Source organism: Ruminococcus sp. AF37-20, from assembly GCF_003460465.1.
Lineage (GTDB): Bacteria > Bacillota > Clostridia > Oscillospirales > Ruminococcaceae > Hominimerdicola > Hominimerdicola aceti.
On sequence record NZ_QTVE01000013.1, the window covers coordinates 1 to 13397 of the forward strand.

The following is a 13397-nucleotide window of genomic DNA, read 5'->3' on the forward strand; positions in this document are numbered from 1 at the left end:
CTTTTCTTTTTTCTTAATTTTGTCCAATATCTATTGTAGCACTACACTCCCCTCCTCACTTAAACTCCCCTCCCCCTTGATTTTTCCCGTAATATGTAGTATAATAAATGAAATAGTGCATAATAACAGAAAAATTCTTACAGAGAGGATCTTTATAAAATGGAAATAATCAATAAGTCCGATGAAAAACTCCTTGCAGAATATGAACAGTTCGCAAGCACCAGCAAATACGGCAATTTCATGCAATCCCTTAAATGGCCGAAGGTAAAGGACAACTGGGGCTGGGACGCTGTTATCTCCCGTGACGCTGACGGCAATATCCGTGGAACTTGCCTTATCATAATCAAAAAAGTACCTATCTTCGGTGTTACTTTTATGTATGCCCCTCATGGCCCTGTTTGCGACTGGTCTGATAAAGAGATCATGACCGACCTTTTCGAGGGCGTAAAGGTGCTTGCAAAGAAATACAAATGCTACCAGTTTATGTGGGACCCTTGTTTTGAGGAGGGCGACGACAAGTGTACAAAGCTTATCGAGGACATGGGCTTCAAGCACATACACAAAGCGGCTGAGCTGACCACTATTCAGGCTCGTAATAACTATATGCTCAGAAATATCGAGGGCAAGACCCCTGACGAGGTCATGGCTACTTTCAAGCCTGACTGGAGAAACCGTATCAGAAAAGCCCCTAGAAAGGGCGTTTACTGCAAGGCTTGCGGCACTGAGGCTCTTGACGATTTCTACCCTCTCATGCAGGCAACAGGTATCAGAGATGGCTTCTCTATCCGTTCAAAGGAGTATTTTGTAAAAATGCTCAATGGTCTTGGTCCTGAACACTGCCGACTTTTCATGTGCTATGTTGACGAGGACGGCAAGCAGATACCGTTGTCAGGTGCAGTAACAACACAGTATGCAGGCAAGACCTGCTATGTTTACGGTGCTTCCGCAAACCACCACAGAAACCTCTACCCTAACTATCTCATGCAGTGGACGATGATAAACTGGGCCTTGGAGGGCAAAAACTATATCTATGATTTTCAGGGCATACCATTCTACAACGATGAAACAAACCCTAACTACGGCGTATACAAGTTCAAAAAGGGCTTTAACGGCGAGGTCGTTACCTATGAGGGCGAATTTTTCTACATTTTCAAGCCTTTCATGAAGAAAGTCGTAGACTTCTGCGAAAAGATAGTTATGGATAGACACGAACGCAAAAGACAGAAGCTTCTCAAAAACAGAAATAAGGATATGCAGTAGACGGCAATAGATTAAATTTAAAAATTTTTGAACAGTTTATACATTTTTACCCATTCTTTACACAGACAACATTTGATCTTTACTTATATGTGATATGATTTACAAAGAGGTGAGCAAGGTGCATAAAGGCGTTATAAGGACCTTGTGGCTCATTGCCGCATTGAGCCTGGTGCTGAGTTATGCTGTGATGTGCATTGCATGGCTTTCAAAGGGCTGTCGCTATGGAGCGCAGTTTTGCATAAACGTTTTTATGAGAGCGCTCCCTCTTTGTCTTATATTCCTGTGCATCGTTGAGCTTGCAGGGCTTTTCATATGGGTATTCAAAATAAAAAAGCTCGAAAGGCTCTACGCTAAAAAGGGCGGCTGTGACGAATATTTTGAGCTTCTTGAAAAATATCTTCTCAGGCAGAACAAAGATAAGGGTCACGGGCTTTTGAAGCTTGCCGCCGTTTACATTTCAGAAAAACGCTTTGAAAACTGTTTTCTCACACTTGACCGCATAGCTTTTGATAAGCTTACCCCCTCAGATCAGAACAAGTATTTTGAACTGCTTCTTTACGGCAGGCTCATGTCAGGTGATATTTCTCAGGCAAACGAGATATTTGTTTCGGCAGAGCATTACTTCAAGCGAGGTCTTCTCGGTAAACGCAATGGGCAAATGCTTTTCACACTTGGTCTGCTGGAATATTTCAACGAACGCTTTGAAGCGGCGGTGAAGTTTTTTGATAGTGCAGAGAAAAGCCGTGACGCTGACAAAACGCTTAGGTGCAACTGTGAGCTTTACAAGGGCGAGTGTTTTCTCGCTCAGGGTGATGTGAGATCGGCAAAGGCTTCGGCTGAAAAAAGTGCGGCGCTCGTTAGTGACGATAAGCAGGAAGCACAGCTTGGAAAACTTATGACACAGGTAGAAAAAGCTTACATCAGAACAAAAGAAAAGTCTGCTGATACGAAAGCAGACAACACCACGGAAGGAGGATATGCCTTTTAAGGCATAGAAACAAGTATGATAATAAACGCACTCAGAGGCTTTTGCATGGCTCTTGCGGACAGCGTCCCCGGAGTTTCGGGAGGAACGATAGCGTTCCTGCTGGGCTTTTATGACAGCTTCATAAATTCCCTTAACGACATTATGGGACGTGACAATGCAAAGCGTAAAAAAGCATTTTTCTTTCTTATAAAGCTTGGCGTGGGCTGGGTGATCGGTATGCTTCTTGCAGTAAGCGTTCTTGCAAACGTGTTTGAAAGCGGCATCTACAAGGTAAGCTCGCTGTTTCTGGGCTTTATCATTCTGGCGATACCGGTCATGATAATGGAAGAAAAAGAGAGCATAAAGGGCAAATATTACAACATCGTATGGGCTGTTATCGGCATTGCTATCGTTGTGGGCATTTCCCTTATAAATCCCTCCGGCAGCGGTGCTGACGTTTCTCACATGAATATAGGCACAGTGATATTCGTTGTTCTTGCAGGAATGTGCGCAATATCTGCAATGGTGCTTCCCGGCATTTCAGGCTCCACCATACTTCTCACATTCGGTCTTTATATGCCTGTTATCACGGGAATAAAAGAGTTCCTTCATCTGAATTTCGAGTATTTCGGACTTCTCTGCTCTTTGGGTATCGGCATTATCCTCGGGGTGTTCATTACCCTCAGGCTTATCAAAAAGGCTCTTGAAAAGTTCAGAAGCCAGACTATCTACTGCGTTATCGGCATGATGATAGGCTCGCTGTACGCCATAGTTATAGGTCCTACAACGCTTAAAGAGCCTAAAGACCCTATGTCCTTCGGCACATTCAGCATCGTATTTTTTATCATCGGTGCGGCGATCGTGTTCGGTATTCAGGTAGCAAAGAGTGTGTTTGACAAGAAACAGCTTGCAAAGGCTGAGAAAAAGATAGAGGAAGAAAAAACGTAATAAAATGATATCATAACAAAACGGGCGACCTCAGGTCGCCCCTACTTTTTGCAGAATTTTCTCACAGGTAGGGTGCGGTCCGGGTCGCCCGTTTTTATATCGCTTTATTGTTTTGTATCCTTTTTTACGGCAAAATACATCGCCAGGAACATAAATGAAAGTCCCCATGTTTCGCCGCCTGAAAACAGCTTTGGCAGCAGTGTGCTGTCAGTTGCCGCAGTGAGCAACGCCTTTATGATGTTGAAGATAACATACAGCACCACAGGGCCGCAGATAAGCCATTTTTTGCTCACAGGGATAAGCTTTTTCACCACCATTATTATATACGTCACCGCCACAAGCAGATCGGCGATAGTCTGCCATGCTGTGCCTATCATGAACGGCATCACAAGCACTGTGAAATGCTCGTCTATCTGCTCAGGGGTCAGTCCTGAACCTGCCGCCGCTCTCAGTGCAATGACTGCCATTGTGCAAATGCTGTGTATGCCGAAGATGCCAAGGGACATCATCACCGCACCAAAGCCGTAGGTTTTCAAAAGCTTTTGGTGCTCCCCTGCAAAACTATCCTTTATGTAGGAATACATCGCCCTTGAACCAAGCCAATAACCCACCATTGCGATTATGCCGATGAAAAATGACAGCTGATAAAAAATAAGCGGCACTTCACTTATGTTCATGGAAATTATCCCGCTTATGGCTTTCGGCACACCCTCGCCTCTGAATGAAAAGAGTATATCGCCGATACCGCACAGGAACATTCCTACAAAGCCTGCCAGCAAATAGGCTTTGCGTTTGCTTTTTTCTACATATCCCATATTGCTCTCCTAAAAGTTATCTTAAACTAACTTTACTCTATGATATTCTTCGTGAACATTATATATTAAAAACCTTTCATTGTCAACAGGAACACACTTTATACCCGTAGCAAATTCATATTCTTGTGATTATATAAAAACTACCGCCCCTACTGCCCCCTTTTGCTGTTCATTCTTCCAAAATCAGCATTTTATACAATTGAACGCCTTGACAATTATGCAACTATACCATATAATAAAATTAGGCAAATACTATATCCTGTATTATATTCCAAACATAATATGACAGCTATTGCAGAAATAACATATCATCGTCTATGATTTCTACAAATCATATGCCTGCCCTATGTAAAAAGTGTTTAAATTTTAGGGGCGTTTGGCATTTTTTCTTGCAAAAATTGTCGGCTTGTGGTATAATTATCAGGAGTAGGGGCGTGCTATCCCCTCAATGGGTGAAAACTATCCTTATTTCTTAAACGTTTTCGCCAATATAGTAATAAAGGTGCAGAGCGCAAAGCTCGGCTTGAAAGTATATAGGAGGTAAAGATTTATGGCAAATAGTGCTGTAGAAAAAACAATTTCCACGCAGGAACTTAAAGAAAAGCTTCTTGACGTTCTTCACAACGATTTCCAGACAACACCTGAGGACGCTTCCGATCAGCAGGTATACGAGGCTCTTTCTAAGATCGTTGTAGGCATTCTTAAAGCTAAGAGAAGAAAGTTCACTGTTAAAACTCAGTCTGAGGGCAAGAAGAAGGTCTACTATCTTTCAATGGAATTTCTTATGGGAAGAAGCCTTAAGACTTCTCTTTATAACCTTGAAATGCAGAAGCAGGCTACAAAGGTCCTTAAGGACATGGGCATTTCTATAAACGGCATTTACGAGTGTGAGCCTGACGCAGGTCTTGGAAACGGTGGTCTTGGAAGACTTGCTGCCTGCTATCTTGACGCTCTTGCAGCCGACGGCTATCATGCTACAGGCTATTCTATCTGCTATGAATACGGTATCTTCAAGCAGAAGCTGGAGGACGGCTGGCAGACCGAGCTTCCTGACAACTGGCTCCCGGGCGGCTCTGTATGGCTCGTTCCTGTTCCGTCAAAGGCTGTCGAGGTTCGTTTTGACGGCGAGCTTAAGGAATACTGGGACAATCAGTATCACTGCGTAACTCACGAGAACTACACATCAGTTATGGCTGTTCCATACGATCTGTTCGTATCAGGCTACAACAGCGAAGCAGTTTCAAAGCTCAGACTTTGGAAAGCTGAAATGGCTGATTTTGATATGTCAATGTTCAATCAGGGCGACTATCAGAAGGCTCTTAGCAAGAACATCATTTCACAGGCTATCACAAAGGTGCTTTATCCTAACGACAACCACGCAGAGGGCAAGTCACTCAGACTCAGACAGCAGTATTTCCTTTGCGCTGCTTCTATCGGCGATATTGTAAATCAGCACATGAGCGTTTACGGCACACTTGACAACCTCCACGAAAAGGTAGCTATCCACATCAACGATACTCACCCGACACTTGCTATCCCTGAGCTTATGAGAGTTCTTCTTGATGATTGCGGCTATTCATGGGACAAGGCTTGGCATATCGTTACAAACACATTTGCATACACAAACCACACTGTAATGCCTGAGGCTTTGGAGAAGTGGGACTGCAACCTCCTCAAGAGCGTTTGCCCTAGAATCTTCTCTATCATTATCGAGATAAACGAGCGTTACTGCAAGGATCTTTGGGAGAGATACAAGGATCAGGCTAAGGTTTCACATATGTCTATCGTTGAGGACAACAAGGTGAAAATGGCTACACTTTGCGTACACGCTTGCCACAGCGTAAACGGCGTTGCAAAGATACACTCTGAGATCATCAAGAAAGAAACCTTCAAGGACGAGTATCTTGACACACCAACAAAGTTCAAGAACGTTACAAACGGTATCGCATACAGAAGATGGCTCTATCAGTCTAACGAGGGTTTGACAGATCTTCTTTGCGAGAAGATAGGCGACGGCTTCCTCAAGAATGCCGCTGAGCTTTCAAAGCTTGCTGTATTCAAGGACGACAAGGACGTTCTTGACAGACTTGCAAAGATCAAGCTTGACAACAAGAAGAGTTTTGCAAAGTATGTAAAGAATCAGTACGGCGTTGTTCTCAACACTGACTCTATCTTTGACGTTCAGGTAAAAAGACTTCACGAATACAAGAGACAGCAGCTCAACGCTTTGAACATCATTGCACAGTACAACTACCTCAAGGCTAATCCAAACGCTGATTTTGTACCAAAGACATATATCTTTGCTGCAAAGGCTGCTCCTGGCTACTACATGGCAAAGCAGATCATCAAGCTTATCTGGAACATTTCTCAGGAGCTGAAAAAAGACAAAAAGCTCAACGAGAAGCTCAACGTTATCTTCCTCGAGGACTACAACGTATCACTTTCTGAGATACTCATGCCGGCAGCTAACATCTCTGAGCAGATCTCACTTGCTGGTACAGAGGCATCTGGTACAGGTAACATGAAGCTTATGATAAACGGCGCTATCACACTTGGTACTCTTGACGGAGCAAACGTTGAGATACACGAGCAGGTAGGCGACGACAACATCATAATCTTCGGTATGAACGTTGACGAGGTAAACGCTTGCAAGTCAGGCTACAAGCCTATGGACATCTACAACTCAAACACAGTTGTTAAGCAGGCTATCGACACACTTCAGTACGGCATCAACGGACAGCAGTTCAATGAGATCGCTGACAGCCTGAAGAACTCTGACCCATACATGGCTCTCAAGGACTTCGATTCTTACCAGAAGGCACAGGCTTACGCTTCTGAGTGCTACAAGGATCAGACAAAGTGGCAGAAGATGAGCCTTGCTAACATTGCAGGCGCAGGCATTTTCTCCGCAGACCGTTCTGTTGAGGACTACGCTAGAGATATTTGGGGTCTTTCAAAGTAATTTATTAATACAAAAAATTATCGGACAGTTGCTTGGTGCGGCTGTCCGATTTTTTTGTACATATATGCAATTCATAAAGCCATAGATTTGTAGGGCGACATAACGGGCGAGAATATCGGGACGTCGGGGGCGCCGTCCCCTACATTGTTTGTGCAATATTTATACAATGTGAAAATCAACATAAATAGTTACGTGCGAGAAAAGCGGGCTGTCGAGGGCGCCAGCCCCTACATTGTTTGTGCGATGTTTATTCAATGTGAAAAGCAACATAAATAGTGACGTGCGAGAAAGGCGGGCTGTCGAGGGCGCCAGCCCCTACATTTTTTTTACACACAAAAAAGGACGGCTTTTCTTCACCGTCCTTTTGATTTCTAATTTAGTCCTCGTCAGCAAGTGCAAAATCTATCTTGCCCGAGTTTACATTTGCGTTTATCACCTTTACTCTGATAGAGTCGCCCACACGATATTCCATTCCGTTTGTAAGGTTTTTCAGGCTCACCATATCGTCGCAGACATACTCACCGTCAGGCATATTGTCCGTATGAAGAAGTCCCTCGCAGGTGTCAGGAAGTGCGATAAACAGACCGAACTCAACGGCTGAAACCACTGTTCCCTGAAACTCCTCACCGATATGAGCGTTCATATACTCAGCCTTGTAGCAATCCTCACAGCTACGTTCAACTTGCATTGCGGTAAGCTCCGTCTTTGTGGACTGGTCGGCGGAGGCGTAAACGAACTTGTTGAACTTTGTGGCGCACTCCTCTGCACTGCTGCCACTGAGAAAAGCTGACATTATTCTATGGATAGTCAGGTCAGGGTAACGTCTGATAGGCGAGGTGAAGTGGGCATAGTCCTCCAGTGCAAGTCCGAAGTGACCCACAGGCTCGGTGGAATATCTTGCCTTTGACATACTCCTCAGAACGATATTGTTCATGATAAGGTCAATATCAGTACCCTTTGCGGCTTTTAGTATCTCCGACATATCCCCAGGGCAAGCCTTTTCGCCCAGCTTATACTGGACGTTGAGCTTGACAAGGGCTTCTCTCAGGGATTCAAGCTTCTCGTCTGACGGCTCTTCGTGGATACGATAAACGAACGGCAGGTTATTATCCATGCCAAATCTTGCGGCACACTCGTTTGCAACAAGCATGAAGTCCTCTATTATCTCCTCGCTTCTTCCACGGGTACGCCTCTCAACGCCCACGCAGATATCCTCGTCATTGATGATAAGCTTGCTCTCAGAGGTTTCAAGCTCAGGACAGCCACGGTTTTTCTTGTTCTTGTACAAAATATCCGCAAGCTCCTTTATAATAGGAAGCTGACCTGAAACTTCGGCATATTTTTCTTTAAGTTCAGCATCGTCACTGCCTGCCAAAAGTGAATTTATCTCGGAATAAACGCCCTTTACACGGGAGCGGATAACAGTTTTTGCAAACTTATACTCGGTGATATTGCCCTGCTTGTCAAGCTCGCAAAGACATGAGAACGCAAGTCTGTCCTCCTGCGGATTAAGGGAGCAGATGCCGTTTGAAAGCTCCTTAGGGAGCATTGGGATAACACGGTTTGCGTAATAAACGCTTGTGCCACGTTTGAAAGCTTCGTTATCCAGCTGTGACTTTGGCTGAACATAGTGGGAAACGTCGGCAATGTGAACGCCAAGGAGATAACCTGTTTTGGTTAGTTCAACAGAAATTGCGTCGTCGATATCCTTTGTATCTGCGCCGTCAATGGTGAATATCGGCTTGTCACGGAGGTCAAGGCGGCCCGGTATCTCCTCTTTTATCCTGGAATAATCAGACACTTCCCTAGCTTCATAGATGACCTCGCTTGGGAAAACAGGGGTCAGACCATTGACCTCAAGGACGCTCATTGCGCAGGCAGAGGCTTTCATGGAGCTTCCATAGCTTGAAACTATCTCACAGACGTGTTCAGAGTGCCTGTTTCCACGCTTTGTGACCTGCGCCACAACCTTATCGCCCTCGTGAAGCTCAAGCCTCATAGGGTTCTCAAAGGTCATTGCATATTTAGACAGCATATCAGGGACTATTTTCAGCACGCCGAACTCGCTCACAAGTTCGCCTGTAAATTTAGCAAAATTCTCCTCCACAATGCTCATGACCTCGCCCTCGGTACAAGCACCCTCGCCCTTGAAGGTTCTCACAAGGACGATATCGTGTGGCATTGCGCCTTTGAGGTACTTGCCCACAACAAAAATTTCCTCGTCAGTGTCAAGATTTTTCACAAAGCCGTAGGTCTTATTGAGCCTTACCACCTCGCACTTAACGAATTTCTTAGGGTCAACGAGCCTTATGCCGAATTTATCTTCCATTATCTCGCCGTTTTTCTTCATTTTGTCAACGGCTTTTGTAAACTTCTCAAACTCAAAGCCCTTTCCTCTGCATGATCTCAGCAGTTCTTTGAAAGTCAGTGGCTTTTTGCCTGCTTTTTTAAGCTTTGAGTATATTATTTTTCTGTAATCTAACTTCATAAATTTCCTTTCTTTTACTTATATTCCAACGCTATGTATTCATCTCTGAACACAAAGCCCATTTTCTGTGCTATTGAAAGCGAGGTGAGATTTCGTGCGTCCCAGTGAGGTGTAAGCCCACGGCGTACACATTCCAGCAAAAACGCCGCCGCAGTTATCTGTGCAAGACCTTTCAGGCGGTATTCTTTACGGGTTGAAACTTCTATCTCAACGCCTTTATCGTAGTATGAGAACGCAGAAGTTCCGCTGACTATCCTGCCATTATCAGTGAGCACAAAGCCAAAGCCATGGGCTGAAAAGTCCGCAAAGTCTTTGAAATTGCACACAAAGGACTTCGACCACTGCTCTGCCAAGGCTTTCTTATAAAGTTCTTCATCTATCATTGACAGTTTAAGCTGTCCCATATTTTGTACTCTTGATAATGTTTCACGCAGTTTGTCGGTATCAAAGTCGTTTTCAGGCGGACAGGTGTGATATCTTTTGACTATTTTAAGCTGTCCGTCGCAGGCACACAAGGCTTTTGCAAGCTCCTCGCTGTCAGGAACTATGACTGCGTTTTTGTTGTCGCTGCAAAATGTGAGCATATCATCAGCACAGCTTTTATCCCCTGCGGCAAAATAAAAGTCGCCGCAGCATATGACCGCCGCCGTGGGTGCGGTTGTATCGTCGCAAAAGGCATTGCCGAAAATGCCGTCAAAATATGAAAACATCAGCGAGTCATAAAGATCCGCAAAAAGCGGTCTTATCTTATTCTTTACACCGTCTGCACATTTCATTACATTCTTTTCCCCGTTCTTACTTTCTGCAAAGAAAAAGCCCTGCACGGAGCAGGGCGGGCAATTATTTCTTGATCTGATAAATGATATTTACAGCAAGAGTTATCACGAATATCAGTATCGCACTTATCCTTGTCAGTCTGTTAAGCTTAGCGTCCTTGGTGTTTGAACCGTTCTTTCCATAGAAAGAATCGTTATATCCACCGCCGATAGCAGATGTAAGACCCTGCTCTTTGGTGTCCTGCGCAAGAACTACAAGTATGATAACGAGGCTGGCTACGATCAGCAGTGCGCCTGCAACGATCTCAATTACGCTCATTTTTGTTCCTCCAAAACATAATTATACATTTTAATATATTATAGCACACATCTTCTCAGATTGCAAGGGGTTTTCAGAATTTTTTCAATTCTTTTTCTTTTTATCGGTGCTTTCAGCCTTTGAGGTGGTATCTTTCTGCTTCTCCACCTGCTGGATAACTGTGACGTTTGACACGTCAAGACGTTTTTTCAGAAGCTCTGTGACAGTTTTGAGCTGTTCATCGGTAAGAGCCTTGTTCTCATATAGCACCACTGTTATGCCATTAACTGTTGTGGGCGAGCCTACTGAATGGCTGCTCATATGACCGCCTGCCGCTCCTGTTATGTTTGGATAAACGATAGCAAGCTCCTCGGCGATATCGCTCATGTCTATATCATAGCTCTGATAGCTGTCAAGCTGTGCTTTCAGATTTTCATTCTCGGCTTTAAGGTCGTCGTTTTCTTTCTGCGCAAGCACCTGTGCCACCTTGTTCTGTGTTTCCTCATCGTCGGCATTCTTTTCAAGCATCTTTTCGACCTCGTCAGCGGTAACACCGCTTTCCACCTCAGTCTGTGTTATCACAAGCTTATAATCCCCCAATCCGAAAGCTTTCAGCTCGCTTTGAAGTGCCTTTGTATCGGCAGTGCTTATCTTCTTGCCAAGAAGTGCCACTTCTATCATACGTTTATCGGTATCTATAGTTTTCTGCACTATCTGAGTGCCGTCAAAGTCAAAATTCTCGGTGATAAACTTCTCTGCACTGCTGTTATCCATTGTCTTTTTCACAATATCATAGCCAAGATAAATACTAGGCAGCATGGTAATAACTGTAATAAAAGCGATATTTCTGTGTATCTTTTTCAAAGCCTTCGGGGAAATATCGTTGCCGTGAGGCAGCCTTAAAAGCTTCAGCACAACGATAGCCGCAAGGCAGATGAAAAAGCTGTTTATGAAAAAGAGATACAATGCACCGCCGAAATAGTCAAGGCGATGTCTTGCCAAGCCGTAGCCTGCGGTACAAAGGGGCGGCATGAGTGCTGTTGCGATAGCCACGCCTGGGATAACGTTGCTTTTCTCCTTACGGGTCTGACCTATTATGCCGGCAAGTCCGCCAAAAAGGGCAATAAGAACGTCCCATGCTGTAGGTGTGGTTCGGGCGAGAAGCTCGGAAGAGGCTGTGGTGATAGGTGAGATAGTAAAGTAAATAGTCGAGGTGATAAGGCAAATGACCACTTGTATGCCAAGTCTTATTGCCGCACCCTTTGAAAGAGTCAGGTCATTGGTGGCGATTCCGTAGCCTATGGCTGTTATACCGCCCATAAGAGGCGAGATGAGCATAGCACCAATTATAACGGCGGTGGAGTTCATATTCAGACCTATGGAAGCTATAAGTATGGCAAGCATGAGGATACACATATTCGTACCCTGAAGCTTTGCGCCGGATATTATCGTATTATGTATCTCATCAGGGTCAGCCATATCCCAGCGCAGGCTGAACATATTTCTAAGCCCTTGTATAAATCTGCCTTCCTGTAATTTCAAATCTCAGACCTCCCCTGCTTATTTTACTGCACCCCATGCGATGTTCTGCAAACGCCTTGCAGAATCGGTGGTGCCTGCGCCTGTCTGCTGGATAAAATATAGTATGCAGAGCTGTTCTTTTGGGTCAAGGCTGAAATAGCAACCCATCCAGCCGTCCCAGCCGAAAGAGCCTTCTGACTGGATAAGTCCTGCGGCGGAAGGGTCGTCAAGGATACGCATGAAGTTACCGTAGCCGTGACCCTTTGTGCTGTCCCAGTTAAGGGTCTTGAGCTGTCCAGGTGTAAGACCGTTTCTTGTCATGAAATCGACCGTGTTTCTGCCAAGTATCCTCACGCCGTCAAGCTCGCCCTTGTTCATAAGCATTTTGGCAAACTTTGCATAGTCCTCTACAGTGGAAACAAGACCTGCTCCGCCCGACTCAAAGGCAGGAGGTACAGTGTAATCAGTAAGACAAAGGTGGAAGTGAGTGAACGGCTCGTTTCCGCCATTTTTGTATTCATAACACTGGGCAAGTCGGCTGTACTTTTCCGCTGGGATATAGAAGCCTGTATCGTTCATACCGAGGGGTTCAAAGATCTCTTTTCTAAGAAAATCTCCGAACTTCATGCCAGAAACCACTTCGATAACAGCACCCATGATGTCAGCAGATGCACCGTACATCCACTTTTCTCCAGGGGTGAACATAAGAGGACGCTTGCCCATTTCTTTGGCAAAGCTTACGGTATCCAGAAGCTTTTCGCCCTTGAGATATTTTTCAGACTGCTCGCCCCAAAGCGCACCCATTTTCTGACCTGCGGGAGTGCCGTCAGGATAAGGGATACCGGAAGTCATGGTGAGCAGGTCGCCTATGGTTATATCTCTGTTAGCAGGACGCTCACCGTTCTCATCAAGAACCACAGGGTCGGAAAACTCAGGAATAAACCACTTGAGCAGGTGACGAGTGTCGAGCAGACCACGCTCGATAAGTATCATTGCGGCAGCGGCTGTGACAGGCTTTGACATAGAAAAAAGTCTGAAAATGCTGTCAGTTTTCATAGGGATATTTTTCTCCTTGTCAGCAAGACCAAAGCTTTTGAGATAGACAGTTTCGCCTTTATGGATAACGCTGAGAACTGAGCCTGAGAAAACACCGTTGGTTATCTCTTTTTGTGCAGCAGCGTCGAGATATTTAAAATTTTCGTACATGATAGGCCTCCGTGTTATGATGTTTGATATATAGGATTATAACACAGTTCGGGTGGAAATGCAAGATTTTGTGTGGCAACAAAAAAATCCGCCCTACCACAGTAAGGCGGAATCAGGTGCAGGGGCACGCCCCCTACATTGTAAAGTTTACAAACA

General features: G+C 44.8%; 10 protein-coding genes. 4 read left to right on the plus strand and 6 right to left on the minus strand.

Going from position 1 to position 13397, the window contains the following annotated elements; genetic code table 11:
• The first annotated feature begins 159 nt into the window (after nucleotides 1-159).
• The 3 genes from DW015_RS09195 to DW015_RS09205 all read left to right on the plus strand — a co-directional run bounded on the left by DW015_RS09195 (nucleotide 160) and on the right by DW015_RS09205 (nucleotide 3175).
• Nucleotides 160-1260: a peptidoglycan bridge formation glycyltransferase FemA/FemB family protein gene (locus DW015_RS09195; RefSeq protein WP_022287539.1), complete on the plus strand. Its 1101-nt coding sequence runs from the start codon at nucleotides 160-162 to the stop codon at nucleotides 1258-1260.
• A 94-nt stretch (nucleotides 1261-1354) separates the two neighbouring features.
• Nucleotides 1355-2248, plus strand: a complete 894-nt coding sequence (locus DW015_RS09200; RefSeq protein WP_147338149.1) for a hypothetical protein — start codon at nucleotides 1355-1357, stop codon at nucleotides 2246-2248.
• Nucleotides 2249-2263: 15 nt separating this feature from the next.
• Nucleotides 2264-3175 carry a DUF368 domain-containing protein gene (locus DW015_RS09205; RefSeq protein ID WP_347501044.1) on the plus strand — a complete coding sequence of 304 codons (912 nt, stop codon included), beginning with the start codon at nucleotides 2264-2266 and terminating at the stop codon, nucleotides 3173-3175.
• A gap of 104 nt (nucleotides 3176-3279) precedes the next feature.
• Here DW015_RS09205 and DW015_RS09210 read toward each other — a convergent pair whose 3' ends face one another.
• On the minus strand, nucleotides 3280-3990 hold the full coding sequence (locus tag DW015_RS09210) for a DUF6796 family protein (RefSeq protein ID WP_117905426.1): 711 nt from the start codon (nucleotides 3988-3990) through the stop codon (nucleotides 3280-3282).
• Nucleotides 3991-4540: 550 nt separating this feature from the next.
• Here DW015_RS09210 and DW015_RS09215 point away from each other — a divergent pair.
• The gene (locus DW015_RS09215; protein WP_117905427.1) at nucleotides 4541-6952 is read left to right on the plus strand and encodes a glycogen/starch/alpha-glucan phosphorylase; all 2412 of its coding nucleotides are present in this window, start codon (nucleotides 4541-4543) and stop codon (nucleotides 6950-6952) included.
• Nucleotides 6953-7328: 376 nt separating this feature from the next.
• Here the strand turns inward: DW015_RS09215 and rnr are convergent, their stop codons facing one another.
• The 5 genes from rnr to DW015_RS09240 form a co-directional block, all read right to left on the minus strand.
• Nucleotides 7329-9440, minus strand: a complete 2112-nt coding sequence (gene rnr, locus DW015_RS09220) for a ribonuclease R (RefSeq protein ID WP_117905428.1) — start codon at nucleotides 9438-9440, stop codon at nucleotides 7329-7331.
• Between the two features lie 14 nt (nucleotides 9441-9454).
• Nucleotides 9455-10216 carry a GNAT family N-acetyltransferase gene (locus DW015_RS09225; RefSeq protein WP_117905429.1) on the minus strand — a complete coding sequence of 254 codons (762 nt, stop codon included), beginning with the start codon at nucleotides 10214-10216 and terminating at the stop codon, nucleotides 9455-9457.
• 64 nt (nucleotides 10217-10280) lie between these two features.
• Nucleotides 10281-10535 (minus strand): preprotein translocase subunit SecG, encoded by a 255-nt coding sequence (gene secG, locus DW015_RS09230; protein ID WP_022287545.1) that lies wholly within the window; start codon nucleotides 10533-10535, stop codon nucleotides 10281-10283.
• 84 nt (nucleotides 10536-10619) lie between these two features.
• Nucleotides 10620-12056, minus strand: coding sequence for a DUF389 domain-containing protein (locus DW015_RS09235; RefSeq protein ID WP_117905430.1), 1437 nt, complete (start codon nucleotides 12054-12056; stop codon nucleotides 10620-10622).
• 18 nt (nucleotides 12057-12074) lie between these two features.
• On the minus strand, nucleotides 12075-13241 hold the full coding sequence (locus tag DW015_RS09240) for a serine hydrolase domain-containing protein (RefSeq protein WP_117905431.1): 1167 nt from the start codon (nucleotides 13239-13241) through the stop codon (nucleotides 12075-12077).
• Nucleotides 13242-13397: the final 156 nt, after the last annotated feature.

Coding starts and splice junctions, on each gene's coding strand:
- DW015_RS09195 (WP_022287539.1), top strand. CDS start 160: ATGGAAATAATCAATAAGTCCGATGAAAAACTCCTTGCAGAATATGAA.
- DW015_RS09200 (WP_147338149.1), top strand. CDS start 1,355: ATGATTTACAAAGAGGTGAGCAAGGTGCATAAAGGCGTTATAAGGACC.
- DW015_RS09205 (WP_347501044.1), top strand. CDS start 2,264: ATGATAATAAACGCACTCAGAGGCTTTTGCATGGCTCTTGCGGACAGC.
- DW015_RS09210 (WP_117905426.1), bottom strand. CDS start 3,990: ATGGGATATGTAGAAAAAAGCAAACGCAAAGCCTATTTGCTGGCAGGC.
- DW015_RS09215 (WP_117905427.1), top strand. CDS start 4,541: ATGGCAAATAGTGCTGTAGAAAAAACAATTTCCACGCAGGAACTTAAA.
- rnr (WP_117905428.1), bottom strand. CDS start 9,440: ATGAAGTTAGATTACAGAAAAATAATATACTCAAAGCTTAAAAAAGCA.
- DW015_RS09225 (WP_117905429.1), bottom strand. CDS start 10,216: ATGAAATGTGCAGACGGTGTAAAGAATAAGATAAGACCGCTTTTTGCG.
- secG (WP_022287545.1), bottom strand. CDS start 10,535: ATGAGCGTAATTGAGATCGTTGCAGGCGCACTGCTGATCGTAGCCAGC.
- DW015_RS09240 (WP_117905431.1), bottom strand. CDS start 13,241: ATGTACGAAAATTTTAAATATCTCGACGCTGCTGCACAAAAAGAGATA.